Source organism: Deltaproteobacteria bacterium (assembly GCA_009930495.1).
Classification (GTDB): domain Bacteria; phylum Desulfobacterota; class Desulfovibrionia; order Desulfovibrionales; family Desulfomicrobiaceae; genus Desulfomicrobium.
Genome location: RZYB01000043.1, coordinates 1 through 17,694, shown reverse-complemented (window position 1 = coordinate 17,694; position 17,694 = coordinate 1). Strand labels below are relative to the sequence as shown.

The 17,694-nt window shown below is 61.1% G+C and carries 15 protein-coding genes; 11 read left to right on the top strand and 4 right to left on the bottom strand.

The window, feature by feature from the left end:
• Window positions 1-243 precede the first annotated feature (243 nt).
• The 4 genes from tatC to hisA are packed head-to-tail and all read left to right on the top strand — an operon-like array spanning window position 244 to window position 2,960.
• Window positions 244-1,002 (top strand): twin-arginine translocase subunit TatC, encoded by a 759-nt coding sequence (tatC, locus tag EOL86_05810; protein NCD25089.1) that lies wholly within the window; start codon window positions 244-246, stop codon window positions 1,000-1,002.
• A gap of 22 nt (window positions 1,003-1,024) precedes the next feature.
• Window positions 1,025-1,612: an imidazoleglycerol-phosphate dehydratase HisB gene (gene hisB / locus EOL86_05805; GenBank protein ID NCD25088.1), complete on the top strand. Its 588-nt coding sequence runs from the start codon at window positions 1,025-1,027 to the stop codon at window positions 1,610-1,612.
• Window positions 1,612-2,232 (top strand): hypothetical protein, encoded by a 621-nt coding sequence (locus EOL86_05800; GenBank protein ID NCD25087.1) that lies wholly within the window; start codon window positions 1,612-1,614, stop codon window positions 2,230-2,232. The genes hisB and EOL86_05800 overlap by 1 nt, the downstream gene beginning before the upstream one ends.
• Window positions 2,229-2,960, top strand: coding sequence for a 1-(5-phosphoribosyl)-5-[(5-phosphoribosylamino)methylideneamino]imidazole-4-carboxamide isomerase (gene hisA, locus EOL86_05795; protein NCD25086.1), 732 nt, complete (start codon window positions 2,229-2,231; stop codon window positions 2,958-2,960). The genes EOL86_05800 and hisA overlap by 4 nt, the downstream gene beginning before the upstream one ends.
• 117 nt (window positions 2,961-3,077) lie before the next feature.
• Here hisA and EOL86_05790 read toward each other — a convergent pair whose 3' ends face one another.
• On the bottom strand, window positions 3,078-3,704 hold the full coding sequence (locus tag EOL86_05790; GenBank protein NCD25085.1) for a uracil phosphoribosyltransferase: 627 nt from the start codon (window positions 3,702-3,704) through the stop codon (window positions 3,078-3,080).
• A gap of 130 nt (window positions 3,705-3,834) precedes the next feature.
• The gene (locus EOL86_05785; protein ID NCD25084.1) at window positions 3,835-4,446 is read right to left on the bottom strand and encodes a YihA family ribosome biogenesis GTP-binding protein; all 612 of its coding nucleotides are present in this window, start codon (window positions 4,444-4,446) and stop codon (window positions 3,835-3,837) included.
• Between the two features lie 104 nt (window positions 4,447-4,550).
• Here EOL86_05785 and EOL86_05780 point away from each other — a divergent pair, with 104 nt between their 5' ends.
• The 5 genes from EOL86_05780 to EOL86_05760 all read left to right on the top strand — a co-directional run bounded on the left by EOL86_05780 (window position 4,551) and on the right by EOL86_05760 (window position 9,541).
• On the top strand, window positions 4,551-5,369 hold the full coding sequence (locus EOL86_05780; GenBank protein NCD25083.1) for a hypothetical protein: 819 nt from the start codon (window positions 4,551-4,553) through the stop codon (window positions 5,367-5,369).
• Between the two features lie 3 nt (window positions 5,370-5,372).
• Window positions 5,373-5,822 (top strand): 3-dehydroquinate dehydratase, encoded by a 450-nt coding sequence (locus tag EOL86_05775; protein ID NCD25082.1) that lies wholly within the window; start codon window positions 5,373-5,375, stop codon window positions 5,820-5,822.
• A gap of 45 nt (window positions 5,823-5,867) precedes the next feature.
• Complete coding sequence (gene efp / locus EOL86_05770; protein ID NCD25081.1) at window positions 5,868-6,425, top strand: elongation factor P; 558 nt, start codon at window positions 5,868-5,870, stop codon at window positions 6,423-6,425.
• Between the two features lie 78 nt (window positions 6,426-6,503).
• The gene (locus tag EOL86_05765; GenBank protein ID NCD25080.1) at window positions 6,504-8,708 is read left to right on the top strand and encodes a DNA translocase FtsK; all 2,205 of its coding nucleotides are present in this window, start codon (window positions 6,504-6,506) and stop codon (window positions 8,706-8,708) included.
• Between the two features lie 2 nt (window positions 8,709-8,710).
• Window positions 8,711-9,541: a glycerophosphodiester phosphodiesterase gene (locus EOL86_05760; protein NCD25079.1), complete on the top strand. Its 831-nt coding sequence runs from the start codon at window positions 8,711-8,713 to the stop codon at window positions 9,539-9,541.
• Between the two features lie 49 nt (window positions 9,542-9,590).
• Here the strand turns inward: EOL86_05760 and EOL86_05755 are convergent, their stop codons facing one another.
• Together EOL86_05755 and EOL86_05750 are read right to left on the bottom strand one after the other, a co-directional pair.
• Window positions 9,591-9,833 (bottom strand): DUF1653 domain-containing protein, encoded by a 243-nt coding sequence (locus tag EOL86_05755; protein ID NCD25078.1) that lies wholly within the window; start codon window positions 9,831-9,833, stop codon window positions 9,591-9,593.
• Window positions 9,823-15,366 carry a glycosyl transferase family 36 gene (locus tag EOL86_05750; protein ID NCD25077.1) on the bottom strand — a complete coding sequence of 1,848 codons (5,544 nt, stop codon included), beginning with the start codon at window positions 15,364-15,366 and terminating at the stop codon, window positions 9,823-9,825. Before EOL86_05750 ends, EOL86_05755 begins: the two co-directional genes overlap by 11 nt.
• A gap of 259 nt (window positions 15,367-15,625) precedes the next feature.
• Here EOL86_05750 and EOL86_05745 point away from each other — a divergent pair, with 259 nt between their 5' ends.
• Together EOL86_05745 and EOL86_05740 are read left to right on the top strand one after the other, a co-directional pair.
• Window positions 15,626-16,684, top strand: a complete 1,059-nt coding sequence (locus tag EOL86_05745) for a hypothetical protein (protein NCD25076.1) — start codon at window positions 15,626-15,628, stop codon at window positions 16,682-16,684.
• A 3-nt stretch (window positions 16,685-16,687) separates the two neighbouring features.
• A partial coding sequence (locus EOL86_05740; GenBank protein ID NCD25075.1) for a cytochrome C occupies window positions 16,688-17,694 on the top strand: 1,007 nt, incomplete at its 3' end.

Genomic DNA, 17,694 nt, shown 5'->3' with positions numbered 1-17,694 from the left:
GAAACTGTCGATCCGCAGCGGACGCGGCCTGACGCGGTGACGCCCGCCACGGCCATGGCCGAAGAGGATGTGGCCGCGCCAGAAGATTCCGCGGCCACTTCAACGGATGAAAAAGCGGCCTTGGCGGAGAAGGGGGAGGGCTCAGCCGGGGAGCCTTCCGCGCTCAAAAAGGCCGATGAGGCTTTTGTCGAGGAGCGACGGCGGGAAGCCCTGGTCGCGACGCCGGATTCAGGCGGCCAGGAGATGACCTTCACGGAACATCTCGAGGAATTGCGGACACGTCTGACCCGGTGCCTGATCGCGGCGTTTTTGGGTTTACTGGCGTGTTACGGATTTTCCGAGCAACTGTTCATGATGCTGATGGAGCCGCTTATCCAGCAGTTGGCCCCATCTGGCGGTTCGCTGATTTATACCGGTTTGCCCGAAGCCTTTTTCACGCATTTGAAGGTGGCGGCCATTGCCGGTCTTTTTTTGGTCAGCCCATATGTTTTCTATCAGCTCTGGATGTTTATCGCGCCAGGTCTGTACGAAGGCGAACGCAAGTGGATTATCCCCATTGCCTTGTGCTCGGCACTGTGCTTCGTGACCGGGGCTTTTTTTGGCTATTACATTGTTTTCCCGTTTGGTTTTCAGTTTTTCCTGGGCTACGCCACGGAATTTATCAAACCCATGCCCTCGGTGAAGGAGTATTTCAGCTTCGCCACGAGTATGCTGTTCGCCTTTGGGTTTATTTTTGAACTGCCGCTGTTCATGCTGTTTTTGTCCACTCTGGGCGTGGTGACCCACAAGACGCTGCGTAAATATCGGAAGTACGCGATTCTGGGCAATTTTGTCGTCGCGGCCGTGCTCACTCCGCCGGATGTGGTTTCCCAGCTTTTGATGGCCGGGCCGCTGTGTTTGTTGTATGAGATCGGTGTTCTGGTCTCCATGGCCTTTGGGAAAAAACCCAAGCCGGCCGAGACGGAAGACGGGCCCGAAAACGGGGCGCGACAAAGTCGCTAGATTGGCTTGATCGAGGTGAAGCATGGATTCTCGCATTGGTGTTGTGGAACGGGAAACACGGGAAACCCGGATCGCGATCCGCGTTGACCTGGACGGCACGGGGCGTGCGGAGATCGACACCGGTTTTGGCTTTGCCGATCACATGCTCGATCTGATGGCGCATTGGGCCGGGTTCGACATGCGTGTTTCCTGTCGCGGCGACATGCATATTGACGCGCACCATTCCCTTGAGGACGTGGGCTTGTGCCTGGGGGGCGCTCTCTTGTCCGCCCTGGGTGACCGGGCGGGCATCGCCAGGGTTGGCTGGGCCACCGTGCCCATGGATGAAGCCCGGACGGAAGTTTGTCTTGATCTGTCGGGTCGCGCCTATCTTGTCTACGAGGAGGCCGTGTTGCCGCCGATCATTGCCGGCCAGGAAAAGGATTTGTGGCGGGAGTTTTTGAAATCCCTGGCGTTCAGGGCGGCGATGAATCTGCATGTGCGCATGCTGTATGGCCAAAATGGTCACCATCTGCTCGAATCCGTGTTCAAGGGGTTGGGTTTGGCCCTGCGCCAAGCCGTGCGGATCGAGCGGGACGCGGTGCTGAGCACCAAGGGAGGTTTGGACTAATGCGCTACCTTCTCCTCTGCCTTGTGCTTTTTGGGGCCGCCTGCGCGCAGACCCGGCCCGGACCAGCGCTGCCTCCGTCGTCCACGGTGGCCGTGGCCGGATTTATTTGTCCTCGGAACGATTGGGAATTGATGGCCGGGGTTTTGCCCGAGGAAACGCCGCGCGTCGATGACGTGGCGCTGACAGCCCTGAACGCGCGGATGGTCCAGCTTATGACCGCCCGTGGTGGTCCCTTTGTTTCGGAAGGCGCTGTCGGGGCTTGCGAGGAAACGGTCATCGCCACCAAGGAACGCCACCGTCAGGAAACCGTGCAGTACTGGCGGCAGGTTGGGACGTGCCTGGGTGTCGATTACGTGTTGGTGCCGTACGTCACGCAGTGGCGATCCCGTGATGGTGGCGAATATGGAGTCAACGTGCCGGCCAGCGTGACTCTGGATCTGTATTTGATCGATGTCGCCACCGGTCAGGTGCGTCGGGCCCATTTCGAGGAAGAGCAACAGGGGCTGGCCGAAAATCTGCTCAGCGGCAAGCGGTTCGTCAAACGCAAGGGCCGCTGGCTCACTCCCGAGGAATTGGCGGTCGAAGGTATTGCCGAAGCCATGAAGGAGCTTGGATTGTGAATATTTTTCCAGCCGTCGACATCAAGGACGGCAAGTGCGTGCGTCTGCGCCAGGGGATCGAGGATCAGGTCACGGTTTTTTCCAACGACCCCGTGGCCATGGCCCGGCAATGGCAAGACATGGGCGCCAAATGGTTGCACATCATTGATCTGGATGGCGCCTTCAGTGGTACACCCCGCAACATGGATCTGATTCGCGAGCTATGTTCGTCGGTGTCCATTCCCGTTCAATTGGGTGGAGGCATCCGTGACGTCGAGGTCGCGGGCAAGTATCTTGAAGCGGGCGTGACCAGGCTCATCATCGGCACCATGGCCCTGGACGATCCGGATTTGTTCCGGGAATTGTGCGTCACCTATCCTGGACGCATTGGCGTGTCCTTGGATGCTCGTGACGGCCGGTTGAAAACCAAGGGATGGGTTGAAGACGCCGGCAAGACCGTGGGCGATGTCGTGCCTGGCCTGGAAGCGGCGGGAGCCGCGTTTTTCATCTACACGGACATCAGCCGCGACGGCATGCAGTCCGGAGTCAATATTCCCGCTTTGGAAGCCCTGTTGGAAATGACGGACAAACCGGTACTCATTGCCGGCGGAATTTCCACCCTGGATGACGTGCGGGCTGTTTTTCCCCTGGCGGGCAAGGGCTTGTCCGGTGTTATCACGGGCAAGGCCATTTATGCCGGCAGCCTCGACTTGAAGGTCGCCCTGGAGTGGCTCGCCGCCCAAGCCTGAATGCCGCCCCGGCGGTTAATGAAAAGCAAAACGCCCGGAACAATCCGGGCGTTTTGTCGTTATTGACGCAATTTTTTAGAACCTCGCCGGCTTCAATCCCCGGATACGGCGCAGGGACTATTTGGTGCCAAATATTTTGTCACCGGCGTCGCCCAGGCCTGGTAGAATGTAGCCGTTTTCATTCAGGCGCTCGTCCACGGCCGCGACATAGATATCCACGTCGGGATGGGTCTCGGTGATACGTTTGATGCCCTCGGGCGCGGCCACCAGAAACAGTCCTCGGATGCTGGTGCAGCCGGCGTTTTTGAGGCAGCGAATGGTCGCGTCCAGGGTGCCGCCGGTGGCCAGCATGGGGTCGAGAATCAGGGCCATACGTTTGTTGATGTTTTTGGCCAGCTTGACGTAGTACTCGACCGGCTGGAGGGTTTCCTCGTTGCGGTAGAACCCAACCACGCTGACCTTGGCGCCGGGCACCAGATCAAGCACTCCATCCTGCATGCCCAGGCCGGCACGCAAGATGGGCACGACCGTGATCTTTTTTCCCTTGATGATGTCCACTTCCACTGGGCCGGCCCACCCCTGGATGGTCTTGCGTTCGGTTTCCAGGTCCTTGGTGGCTTCGTAGGTCAGAAGTCGGGCCAGTTCGGATGCTAGTTCCCGAAAATTCTTGGTGCTGATGTCTTGTTTGCGCATGAGACCAAGTTTGTGCTTGATGAGTGGGTGATCGGCCACAAAGACAGCCATGTCTGATCCTCCTTTTGGGATGCTGGGCGGGGCCGCTGCGGCCTGCCGGGTATGGTTCGTAAACGTTCGATCCGTATTCCGGGCCGCATGCCCGGTCAAGCCGGGCTTGGAACGCGGCCCGGGAACGTGTTCAGGGCGTGGGCAGGGGGGCGCCAGCTGCCGTGGTTTCGAATTTATTCAGGAAGAGCTGCCACAGCTTGTCGATGTTCATGCCCGAGTGACTGGAGACGAGCAGGGGTTTGGCGGTTGTGTGCAGGAGTCGTTGCCAGGCGGCCTGAGTCGCGCTGCGGACGGGTTGTTTGCATTTGTCGGCCTTGGTGAGGACGGGGATGACCTCGATGCCTTGTTGACCGATAAAGGAAATGAGTTCCATGTCGATGGCTTGGGGCGGGATACGGGAATCCAGCAGCGCGATCACGGCAAAAAGTCGCGTGTTTTTGTAGAGGTATCTGTTGATAAGTTCCGCCCATTTTTGCCGTTCCGTTTTGGAGCAGCGCGCGTAGCCGTATCCAGGCAGGTCGACCAGGTAAAAGTTTTCCGGCTCCACCCGGTAGAAGTTCAGGCTGCGTGTTTTTCCTGGGGTGGCGCTGGTCTTGGCCAGGCTTTTACGTCCGGCCAGTCTGTTTAAAAGAGATGATTTTCCAACATTGGAACGCCCTGCCAGGGCAAGTTGTGGCAAGGGCATTTCGGCCAGTTGATCCATGGTGTAGATGGTCTTTTCCAAAAGCACGTTGTGTGGCATGAAACCAGTGATTCTCCCGGTGTGGGTTCTTGACGAAATACTTGTCGATCAGGCACTGATAGAAAGAATTACTCAGGTTATCAATCACTAATTGGAGGCAAGATATGCGTGCGTTGCTCATGCTGCTGGGGGTGGTTTTGGTAGGTTCCGCATGTGCCAAGGATGTGCAGCTGACCGAGGCCACGGGCATTGCCGATCCCATTGTCCGTAGCGAAAGCGCGGTCGTCGAGTTACGCCTGGGCGATGCCGAACTGGCCACGTACTCCGATGTGGACGAGGCGGTTTGGGATAGGGCGCGCGCCATCGGACTGCAGACTGTTTTCAACAAACTGCTCGTCAAGGATACCGTGTTCGTGCCCGTTGACGGGATGACGGCCCTGGATTCCCATGCCGGGGCCTATACGCAAGAGGGCATGGTGACGCAGACCCGTGACGCGGAAACCGGTGACTTGGTGCAGCGCTTTGAGGTATCCGCCCGATTTGCCGGTGATTTGTCCCTGGGCGGGGAAATCGTGACCGTCGAGGAAAGCAACTTTTTGGCCGGGTCCACGGATATCGTCTACTCCATGCTCTACAGCCATGCTCCGGCTTCCCTGCCCGCTTACGTCGTTATCGCCGAGCCCGTGCAAGAGCTCGGCAGCGGATTTTGCCGCCTGATCGGCATGGGCGAGGTGATCGACACGATGGACTACACGGTGCGTCAGCCCGCGGGCAAGGGTGGAGCTACCGGACAGTTGTGCACGGTGGAGATGATCACCAGCAGCCGCGAGGTCGAGCCGGGGGACAAGGTGTTTTTGATGTCGGTGACCCTGTCGGCCCTTGAAGCCGAGCCGTTTTTGACCGCCACCGAATTGGAGCCGGACACGGTCGTGGTGGAACCGCCGCATCATGATGTTGTCCAGGAACCCAAGGAACAGAAGTAAGCCATGGATTTTTTGATCATGAACGGCCCGAATTTGGGCCACCTTGGGCTGCGTCAGCCAGAAGTTTACGGGACGCAGGGCATGGATGCCTTGCCGGGCATGGTCGAGGCGTTGCTTGGACCAGGAACCCGCGAGATCCGTTTGACCCAGTTTCAGTCCAATTCCGAAGGGGCGCTTATCGATCGCTTGGAACAGGCCTGGAAGGACAAAGTCGAAGGCCTGGTGCTCAACGCTGGCGCGTTCACCCATACCAGTCTGGCCCTGGCCGATTGTCTGGCCTGGATCAAGATTCCGTGCGTGGAAGTGCATTTGAGCAACGTGCACGCCCGGAGCACCAGCCTGCGCCACACGAGCCTTATCGCGCGCCACTGTATCGGGGCTATTGCCGGTTTTGGCATTATGAGCTATGCGCTCGCAGTTCAGGCGCTTAGACAACATCTGGCCAAGCCGTGATCCGTCTAGGTCTCTGGGATATTTTATTGGAGGAACCAAGACCGAATGCTACCTACAAGTGAGTTCAAAAAAGGCAAGAAGATCGAAATCGACGGCGCTCCTTGTGAAATTCTGGAGTGTAATCATTTCAAGCCGGGAAAGGGCGGCGCGTTCATGCGCACCAAGTACCGCAATCTGATCACCGGGTCCGTTGTCGAGCAGAATTTTCGCTCCGGCATCAAGTTTCCCAAGCCCGATATCGAGGTGCGGGAAATGCAGTATCTCTACAATGAAGGTGATGGGTACGCCTTCATGGACATGACCACCTACGACCAAATTTCCATTCCCTCGGATATCGTCGGAGACAAGGGCGGTTTTCTCAAAGAGGCCACCGCCTACAAGGTCATGCTGTACCAAGGACGCCCCCTGGATTTGGAAATGGCCGGCTCCGTGATCCTGGAAGTGGTTGAAACCGATCCTGGCATCAAGGGCGACACGGTCACCGGCGCGACCAAGCCCGCGAAGCTGGAGACGGGATTGGTGGTCAACGTTCCCTTGTTCGTCGAGACTGGAACCAAGATCAAGATCAATACCGACACGGGCGAATATCTCGGCCGCGAATAGTTTATCTGGACGCACGGAACGAAAGGCCATGGAGAGCGCTCTATGGCCTTTCGTTTTTGGTGCGCATGGGATGCCCACATGATCACCGATGGAAACAAGCTGGTCCGGGAAATTTTCGCTCTTCTTTTTGTCTGCTGTTTGGCCCTGGTCACATTGTCCCTGTACTCCTTTTCCCCGGCCGATCCGAGTTTCAACCATCAGGCCATGGCCGACCACGTCACGCGTAATCTGGTCGGAACATTGGGCGCCTATGTCGCGGGCGGGCTCGTGGATCTGTGCGGTGGCGCGGCGTGGTTGTGGCCGGTGTTCCTGGCCGTTGGCGCGGGGATGCTTTTTTTTCCCATGTTCCGGCCGCGATGGTGGCGATGGACTGGAGCACTGTTGTTTGCGCTACTTCTTCCGTTGTGGCTTGAGCAGGTGACGCCATGGCTGGGCTGGACGACATCCGGGATGGGCGGCGGCGGTTTCGTGGGTCGGAGCCTACATGGTTTTTTCGTGCATAGCCTGGGGGAATGCGGGTTTTTGTTGGTTGCCGTTTGTTTGACGCTCATCGCGGTGCAGCTGGTCATGGGCATGTCGTACAGGGCCGTGGTCGCGCAGTCGGGGCGGTTTTTGTCTGGGGCGCGTTCCTGGCCTCGTGGCCTGGGCCACGCTGGGCTGGAGGCGGAAAAGAAACCCGAAACCAAAGGCGCCAAGGCCGTGCGTGGTCCGAAGAGCATGGCGGAGCCCGTCACGCCGGACACGGGGGGGGGCGGTGGCCCGGTCGAAGCCCGTCCCGTGACCGCCCCCAAGCCGGTACTCAAGCGCGAACAGCGCAATGCGGCGATTGATCCACCAATCCGCCCAGGGACGCTGCCGCCCCTGGATTTGCTGGCTTCGGTCCCGGCTTCCCGGATAAACGTGTCCAAATCGGTTTTGGAGAAGCAGTCTCAAGCCCTGACAGCGTGTTTTGCCGATTTTGGTATTCAAGGCGATGTCCAGGGCGTGCAGCCCGGCCCGGTCATCACCATGTTCGAATTCAAGCCCGCGCCCGGTATCAAGGTCAGCCGCATCGCGGGCATGGGGGACGATCTGGCCCTGGCCCTCAAGGCTCGGGCCGTGCGCATTGTCGCGCCCTTGCCGGGCAGGGATACCGTGGGCATCGAAATTCCCAACGAGCAGCGCCAGACCGTGTATCTGCGTGAGATTCTCGACGACCCGGCCTTCGCCGACACCAAGGGACAGCTGCCCCTGGCCTTGGGCAAGGATATCCAGGGCGCGTCACGAATCGCCGATCTGGCCAAGATGCCGCACATGCTCGTGGCCGGTGCCACGGGCGCGGGCAAATCCGTGTGCCTGAATTGTCTGCTTTTAAGCCTCGTATACAAGCATGATCCGGAGCATGTGAAACTGCTTCTGGTGGACCCCAAGCGCATCGAGCTTGCCGTGTACGGCACCTTGCCGCATCTGGTTCACCCCGTGGTCACGGACATGAATCTGGCCAAGAATGCCCTGGAATGGGCTGTGTACGAAATGGAGCAGCGTTACGAGGCCATGGCCAAGACGGGGGTACGGCATATCACAACGTATAATCAGAAGCTGGCCGAACTGGGCGAGAACCGGCCCGAGGAGCTGCGCGACCTGAAGCCCTTTCCCTATCTGGTCATCGTCATCGACGAACTGGCCGATCTGATGATGACGGCGGCCAAGGAAGTGGAAGGCAGCATCGTCCGTTTGGCCCAGCTGGCCAGGGCTTCGGGCATCCATCTTATCCTGGCCACGCAGCGTCCGTCGGTGGACGTGGTCACGGGCATCATCAAGGCTAATTTCCCCTCGCGTATCGCTTTTCAGGTCAGCTCCAAGCACGATTCCCGGACCATCCTGGACGGAGTCGGGGCCGAGCACCTTCTTGGACAGGGGGACATGCTTTTCAAATTGAGTGGTGGCGGCATGCAGCGCATACATGGGGCTTTTGTCGGGGACGACGAGATCGCCCGCGTGGTCGGATTCTGGGAAAAGCAGCGGCCGCAGCGGTTTGACCTTGATTTCACGGAGTGGAACACTGGCGGCGAAGGCGGTGGCGCGGACGGCGGGGCTGGCGCGAGCGACGTGCTCGACGATCCCAAATACGGCGAGGCCATCGACTTTGTGACCGAACAGGGGCGCGCGTCCATTTCCATGATCCAGCGTCGCCTGCGTATTGGCTTCAATCGCGCGGCCAGGTTCATCGAGCAGATGGAAATGGATGGCATCATCGGCCCCCAGGATGGGAGCAAGCCCCGCTTGGTGCGGAAAAAGGAGTGATTATGACCCAGCCCCTGGTTTGGGCCCATCGCGGCGCACGGTCCGTGGCCCCGGAAAACACCATGGCCGCGGCGCATGCCGCTTTGGGTCAGGGGGCTTTTGGTTGGGAGTTGGATGTCCATTTGAGCCAGGATGGGCAGGTCGTGGTCATTCACGACCATGGGCTGCGCCGGACAACAGACGTCAAGACTCGGAGTTTTCCGCGTCGGGATCAGGTCGTCGGCCGTTTGACCCTGGCTGAACTGCGCGCCCTGGATGCCGGGAGTTGGTTCGCCCGCCGAGATCCGTTCGGGACCATCGCCGATGGCACGGTCGGTAATCGGGAACTGTCCGCCTTTAGGGGCGAGCTTTTGCCGACTCTGGCCGAGGCCCTGGCCTGGAGCCGGGAGGCCGGTCTTGCCGTCAATGTCGAGATCAAGGACCAATTGGGCGGGGATGATGATGGCTTGGTCCGGGCCACGGCGAAGCGTATCCGGGAGTCGGGTTGGGCGGGACGGGTGTGCGTGTCGTCCTTTCGAGCCGCCTCGGTGAGCCTTTTTCATGAATTTTGCCCAGAGGTGCCGGTTGGCCTCTTGCTCGACACCACGGCCATGCAGGCTCCGGTCGAGCGCATCATGGGCGCCTTGCGCGACCTTGGGGCAACGGCTCTTCATCCGGCCGTGCGCGGCCTTCGGCCCGGTTTGATCCGTGAATTCACATCGAGCGGGTTCGTCGTCAACGTCTATACCGTGAACACCCCCGAGCAGCTGATCTGGCTGGCCCGGGAAGGGGCCACGGGCGTGATCACGGATTTTCCGGGACGTGCCCGGGATATCTACGCCAAACTCGGATAGTCTCCAACCAAAGGGGTGCAGGGGACGTGTCCCCTGCCCGCCGGACTTCTTATTTCTCTTCCCCGCCGACAAAGCGGAAGCGCGGTTGCCGGACGCCGCCGCGCTCCACCTCCTCCACGAACATGGACAGGGGTCGGACCCACAGACCGGAATCGCCATACAGCGGTCTGTACACGACCATGTCCTCCTGGCCTTCGCTGTGCCGGGCCACGCCGAGCACTTCGTACTCCCTGCCCTTGAAATGACGGTACCTGCCTGGTTTTAGGGCCGGGCCGTCGTGGTTATTCCCCATCGGTTTCCTCCGCGTGGTGTGCGCTGAACACCGTCACTCCGTGCACCCGGACCTGTTGGACCTTGAGGGCGCCTTGGGCTTCAAGCAGGGTTGGGCTGATTTCAGGACGCCCACCGCGCAGGCCGATGCCGAGCATGCGATACGCGGCCCAGAGCATGCGTGCGGCCGCGCCGGTGTACCAGCTCCAGCCACCCCGGCCTTCGTAGCCCGGTCCGTGGAAGATGTCCGCCGGCTGCTGATGTGGGGGCAAACCGTAGGTTTCCAGCTCGTCGGGCAGGGTGTGGGCCAGGGGCGAGATTTTGAGCCAGACCCGCAGGGCCTGTTCGCGCCAGTCCTTGGCTTGGGTCGCGTCTCCAGTCTGGGCCTCGATGTGGGCCAGCTCGGCCAGGGCGTCCACCAGCCAGGACGCGCCATGGGAATACTGGGCTCCGTTTTCGCGTACTCCTGGAGGATAGTCCGCGATGCGGCCGGGGTAAGGTGTTGCGTTTTCGTCGAACCATGGGGACAGGAGCAGGGCCAGGTTGTTTTTTTCCAGCTGCTTCAGGCCGGAGACCAAGGCGGTCTGGCCGTGGTCACGGTCCGTGGCTTTGGATAGCAGTGGCCAGGCCGAACACAGGGCGTCGGCATAGTCGAGCGCCTCGCCGTTATCGGTCACGGCCCGGATGAAATGGTCGTCGCGCCATTGTCTGGCCAGGGCAAGGCGCAGGCGCTCGGCCTTGGCCGTGAATTTTTGCGCCATGTCCCGTCCGTCGCGTTCCTCTATGAGCGGGATCATGGTCCGCAGCACGTCGTGCAGGAAAAAGCCCAGCCAGACGCTGGTGCCCGTGCCGTCCACGCCCACGGCGCTCAATCCGTCATTCCAGTCATGCGCGCCCATGAGCGGGAGGCCGTTTTTGCCCAGACGGTTCAGGCTGGTGTTCAGGGCGCGCAGACAATGGGCGTACAGGGTCGCGTCGTCCCTGGACGGGCGCGGCACAAAGGCGATGCCCTCCTCGCCATGAGGGATGGACCTGCCTTCCAGGTAGGCGATGCGTTCATCCAGGATGGAGCGATCGCCGCTGGCCTCCACGTAGCGGCAGGTCAGATAGGGCAGCCAGAGATGCGGGTCCGAGGCCCGGTTGCGCATGCCCAGGCCGGTCTTGCCATCCCAGGTTTTGTGCCACCACTGCAAGACGTCGCCTTCGTGGAATTGCTGTCCGGCGTGGAGCAGAATTTGGGCCCTGGCCTGGTCTGGCCGCAGATAAACGAGGGGCAGCACGTCCTGGAGCTGGTCGCGGAAACCATAGGCCCCGCTGCGTTGGTGCGGTCCCAGACGGCCCCAGAGCCTGGCGTTGAGGATCTGGTAGGGCAGCCAGCAGTTGACCAGCCGATCGAAGGCCGGGCTGTCCGTGTCCACGCGGATGACACCAAGGACAGAGCGCCACCACGCTTTTGTGTGGGCCAGGGCCGTATCGAGGCTGTCGTCGGCGGCCAGGGCGCGGATGCGTTCCCGGCAGGATTGGATGGTCCGGTCCTGTCCGATGAGGACATGCATGCGGGCCTCGCCACCGGCCGGGACAGTGATGGTCCCGGACAGGGCGGCCACACGGTAGCCGTCGTCGTCCTGGTCGGGGTCCGGGCCGCCGCAGATGACCATGCAAGGGTCCGAGAAGTCGCGCCCTTCGCCCAGGAAGCGGTTCAGGCTGGTTTCCGAGGCGCATACCGGCAGACTGGAGGCCACGAAGGCCCATCCCTGATGGTAACGGTTTTCCGGCCGGTTGAAGAAGAGCGCGCCGAGCTTGGCGTCGGTGTCGGTTTCGATCTGACCGATGGAGTCCACGGGCACCTCGGCCAGGACGATCTGGGCGCAAAAGGTCACGACATAGGTCTTGGGCGTCGATGATGCGTTGCGGATGCGCAGCAGCCGGGCCTCCACGGGTTGGTCCGGCAGGACAAAGGCGGTCAGCTCGGTGTCTATGTAACCCCGGCGCATGCGGAACACGCAGTGCCCCAGGCCGAAGGTGACGTCATGCGTGGCGGTTTTGTCCCGGAAGGGAACATAGGTCGGGGAGAAGATTTCGCCGGTGGCAATGTCCTTGAGGTAGAATATCTGGCCGGGGGTCTGAACGCTCATGGAATCCGGAGCAAAGGGTGTCAGGGCGTTTTGTTGGGAATTGCCCATGAAGGAGGACAGGGCCCCGTCATTGGTGGCCAGCAGACCGTAACCCAGCTCGTTGGTCATCAGATGCGCCCAGCGGCGTGGAGTCTTCCAGCCAAGGTGCAGTTCCTCGCCGGTGTCGGAAAAGCGGAAGGTTTCGCTGACGGGGGGCCGGAGCATGGCTTCCAGGCTTGGCTCCTGGATGTCTCGGGACGGTCCGGCCGGGACTGTTGGGTGGACGATGGGCGTCTCGGGCAGATGGAACAGTTCCTGGATCTGGCGCGCGCCATCCTCGGCCGAGGGGGCGTAACCGTCCAGAAGGAGGAACTCGGCGGACTGGCCGGGTTCAAGGCGGACACCCAGGCGCAGGCTGGCGATGGGATCGAAGGTGTAGCGCAGGTCGCGGTCGTCCAGGGCGCGGGTCGGACCGACCAGTCCCTCTGGGTCGTGCAGCGTGGTGTCGCCAATAAATTTTCCCCGATTGTCCTCATATCCGATTACGCGGACATGAGTCTGGTCGGCGGGAATGTGCGCGGCATGCAGATAGACCTCCGGCGAGGGACGCAGGTTTTGCGCTTTGGCCGCATCGGTTTTGAGGATGCGATTGCGTCCGAGAATGGCCGTAAGTTCGGGCACGAACCACGTCGCGATGTGCTGCCGGTTGTAGAAAGGGTGGCGCAGCTGCGGATTGGGGTCGTTCAGGCAGATTTCCCGATACGAGGTTAATTCCAGCTGACGGGGATGTTTGGCCGTGTTGGTCAGGCGTACCCGACAGAGCTCGACGGTTTTGTCCGGGAGCAGGCTGATGTCGGCCCGGACCGTGATTCCCTGGCAGGACCCGGTCATGCGGAGTGAAAGCGGGCCGGTGGATTCGACGCAGACGTTCACGTCCCGACGACGGATGGGTCGGCAGCCCAGAGTCCAGGGCGCGGCCCCGTCCTCGTGCAGGTACAGGAATTTACCGACGCTGTGGGCGCGGGAAACCGGGCGGTTGGTCAGGTCGTATTCCCGGCCGTGGCGCACGGCGCTGAAGACCCGGCTGTAGCCCCGGCCGTCGCGCCCCTGGATCACGGTGTAGACACCGTTATGCAGAATGATTTCATCCGGCGGACAGTAGCCCGGCCTGTCCAGTCCGCAGGCCAGGCCGATGTTGGCTCGCGGCTTTGCCTGCCGTTTGGCTCTGGCGCGGCTGACCAGGGCCGTGATGGTCCCGCCGATCAGAAAGAGAACCACCAGCACGGCCAATGGAGAGGCCTGCCCCTGGCCGGTTTTTTGGATGGATTCGGCCGTGTCCCAGACATAGCCCCAGTCCGCGCCCATGGGCAGGAAAAACGGAATAAGTAGCGGCGCCCAGGTGGCAAAGCGGCGCAGGGCCTCGGGGATGCAGCGGGTCCGACCGGGATGTCCCTGGAATCGGGCCAGGAGCTCGTCCAGCGCGTCGCCGCCGACAAAGGACAGGTTGACCAGGGTGGCCACGCGCAGGCCCATGTGATCCAGCCAGATGAGGATGCGGAACCAGTCGTAGGCCAGCAGATACATGAAGGTCTGGATGCTCCAGCCGCGAAAGGCCTCGGGCGTGAGGGCGATGCTCTGCCAGATGGCGGCCAGGGTGCGGATGGCTCCATCCTGGTTGTACCATGTCGGGTCCGGGGAGATGCGCAGCAGGGAATAGATGACCGGGGCCATCCACAATCCCCAACGCAGCACGCGCACGGTCTGTTCGGCCACGGCGATCATGCCGTCGCGGCTGGCCAGCATGCGGATGGGTGTCAGGCTGCGGGTGAAGAGGGCGGTCAGGAAAAAGAGATTCACGCTGAACAGGGGCGCGGCCAGGGACCAGTTGATCACCCCGGACACGGATTCGTTGAAGAGAATGCGCGCGCTGCCCGTGTGTGGCCCAAGGTTCATGGCGCCCCATTTGCTGAACAATGGATAGATGACGTAATCCGTGGCTCCGGCCTGGTGCAGCGTCGTGTAGAGCTGGAACTTGTTCACGATGACGGCTGTCTGGCTTGGGTCCAGGTACCAGGCGATGGCCCCGCCCACGAATCCCCCCAGAAGGGCGCCGGTCAAATAGACGCGCCAGGATTGCAGACGCATGCGCGGGCCCCGGACGATGTCGATTCCATCAAGAATCAGATTCGCGCCGCCATGGGTCATGGCTCCAAGCAGGACGCCGAGCAGAAAGCGTGTGCCTTCATCCTTGTGGATGAAGACGGCCAGGGGCATCAGGTATAATCCCAGGCCCAGGATCGCGCCGCGCGCGTAGAGCCGGGGCTCGCGGTAGCTGTTGGCCAGACGGATGAAGAAGGGGCGGCTGCCGTCAAAGGATTCAAGGATGGTTTTGGCCAAAGGCATGGCGGCCGTGCCCAGGAGCAGGGACACAAGCAGTGGCTGGACCAGATGGGCGGCCAGGAACAGGTTGGATGAGCCCAGGAATTGCACCACAAAGAGCAGGCCCAGGAAAAGGGCGCTGTAGGCCGCTCCCTTGCCCAACCCTTCGCGATAATAGTGCATGCCCCAGTATCCTGTCGGTCTGCGGCCTTTCAGGGCGTCCATGAGCAGGCCGGTCATGAGAAAGGTTTCCCCCCAAAGGCCGGCTTGGGCCGCGGCCACGGTCAGCGTGGCGACAATGGCTCCCAGGGGCGCGGGCAGGGCGGCAACTTCCGGGGTTGCTCCCAGGTCGGCGATGAGCGGAGTCAGGCCCGCGTAGAAGGCGCAGGCCACCGGGAGCAGATAGGGCCGCGCTCCGCGCGGCAGGGCGCGGATGCACAAGGCGTTGATGCCCATGGTGATGGAAATGTTGAAAACGAGAAGAACGATAACCCTTCCGGCAAGTTCGCTGCCCCGTGGGCCGAAGATCGAGGTATCGGTCCACGGCGCGCCCAGGGTCTGGAGCAGGGACGGTGTTTGGAGAAGCAGGAGCCAGTTGAACAAAAACGGGCTCATCAGAAGACATGTCTGGGCCACGGCGGACGGGTGGCGCCCATTTTTGGCCATGGACACGGTGAGAAGAGAAATATGGGCCAGGGCCATGAACGTGGCGCAGATGGGGCTTAGGGTCAGCAGGTCCATCCAGTGCGTCGGGGCTTGCCAAATGAGTATTTCGCGGTGGCTGGCCAGGGTCAGTACCGTGGGAACGAGCATGTCGAGCAGGCTCTGCCCGATGGTGGGACGATGCCCCGTGGCCACGAGGCAAAGCGTCCAGGCGCAGACAAGGCCAAGCGGGGCCATGGCCAGGGCCGGAACCAGGTGTGACGGTGGTAGCGGCCCTTCGGCAATCCAGAACGGATGACCGGCATACACCAGGGGCATGGCCCCGCAGTAAAGAATCAGGGCCGCGCAGTAGCTCAGCCCGGCCAGAATCGGATGGGAAACGGAAAAGGGTGCTTTCACGAAATACCTGCGCGGGGGTTGGCCGTGGGTGGCGTGGGTTGGACAGGGTGGAAGTTCATCGCGGGGCACCTTGTCATCAGGTTTTTTGAAAGACAAGAGCGGGGTTGGGCCGGCTCCGTCCGCGCCGACCCAGACCAGGTATATTCGGACGGGAGTTCGTGGGAACGGAATCAAGATGTTACGCGAGCCGGACTTGCCACGGGAAAGATGTCGATGTTAGGTTTGGAGGCATCAATCACCCCGATCAAGGAGGCAATTCATGGATCCCGCGGCGCTTATCCCTTCGCCCGATACCATCCCGGTGGCTTGGGGGTGGTTTGAATTTTTTCTGCTGGTGACCTTCGCCTGCCATCTTCTGCTCATGAATGCATTGTTGGGAGGGGCGGTGTTGGCCTTGTTCGGCGGCCGCCCACCGCAAGGGCCCGGCGCGGAGCTGGCCAAACGGCTGCCGACCACCTTGGCGCTGACCGTGAACCTGGGCGTGCCGCCCCTGCTTTTTTTGCAGGTGCTTTATGGGCAGTTTTTGTACAGCGCGGCCGTGCTTTCGGCCGTGTACTGGATGCTGCTGGTGGTCGTGGTCATGGTCTCCTACGGTCTGCTCTATGTCCATGCCGGACGGGCCAAGCGGGGACTGTTCGGCGGGCCGGCCGGTCTTCCCCTGCCGCTGGCCGTGGGCGGCTTGCTCCTCACCAGTTTTATCCTGACCAACGTCATGTCGCTCATGGTCCGACCCGAGGCCTGGAGCCAGTATTTCTTCAATGCCCGGGGGACGATTCTGAACCTCGGCGATCCCACGTTGCTGCCGCGTTGGCTGCATTTCGTGTTCGCATCCCTGGCCGGGGGTGGCCTGTTTGTCGCGGCGCTCAATCACCGCGCCCAGGGTTCGGACCAACACGCCGCATCGCGGGTGCGCCGGGGGATGAAGTGGTTCTCCGTGGCCAGTCTGGTCCAGGTCGGCATTGGTCTGTGGTGGCTGCTGACCTTGCCGCGCGAGATAATGTTGTTGTTCATGGGCGGAAACACGCTGTACACGGCTGTCTTCGTGGCTGGATTGATTGGAACCGTGGCTATTTTGGTCATGGGTTTTTCCGGCCGGGTTTGGGGATCGGTGGGGGCCTTGGTCGCGACGGTGCTGGTCATGGTCGGGATGCGCGACCTTCTGCGGATGGCCTATCTCAAACCCTATTTCCATCCGTCCACGTTGGAAGTGACCGGGCAATACGGCTCCCTCGTGCTTTTTCTGGTCAGCTTCGCGGCTGGTCTTGGGGGCATCGCGTACATGTTTTCATTGCATCGCAAAGCCGGGGGAGGGATCTAAACCATGGAATATCCTGTTTGGCAGCTTTCGACCTTGGCCGGGGGATTCTGGATTGCCCTTATTGCCACGACCCATGTCTTCGTGTCCCATTTCGCCGTGGGCGGCGGCTTGTTCCTGGTCCTGACCGAGTCCCGGGCAAGACGGGAAAATTCATCGGAATTGTTGGAATTCGTGCGCGGCCATACCTGGTTTTTTCTGCTGTTGACCATGGTCTTTGGCGGTATTTCCGGTGTGGGGATTTGGTTTATCATTTCCGTGCTCGCCCCGGCCGCGACGTCGAGCCTGATCCATATTTTCGTCTGGGGATGGGCCACGGAGTGGGTTTTTTTCATCGGCGAAATCGTGGCCCTGCTTATCTACCATTATTCGTTTCAACGGATGAAGCCTCGCGATCACATGGTCGTGGGCTGGCTTTATTTTTTGTTTGCCTGGCTGTCGCTGTTCATCATCAACGGGGTTATCGGCTTCATGCTCACTCCGGGTGACTGGTTGACCACGGAGAATTTTTGGGACGGCTTTTTCAATCCGACCTTTTGGCCGTCCCTGGTTTTTCGGTCCCTGATGGCGTTCATGCTGGCCGGGCTGTTTGGCTTTCTGACCGCCCTGCGCATTCCAGGCGAGGCCACGCGGACCCTGGCCATGCGCATGTGCGCGTCGTGGGCGATGATTTCCCTGCCACTCATGCTTTTGGCCGGGTGGTGGTATCTGAGCGTGCTCCCGGCCGACGTCCACGCCTTCATCACCCAGAAATCCCAGGAAATCACGCCGTATTTCAAGATTCTGCCCGTAGCTTCGGTGGTCGTCATGGCCGGGAGTCTGGTCATGGCCCTGCGTCTGCCGCGCGGTCCGCGCATGGTCGTGGCCGGTATTCTGCTCGTGGCCGGGTTCGCCATTGTTGGCGCGTTCGAGTTTGTGCGCGAGGCTGGCCGCAAGCCGTGGATCATCCATGGCCATACCTGGGCCCAGGGCGTGCGCCTGGAACAGGTTGGCGAGCTGGACGAGCCCTTTCT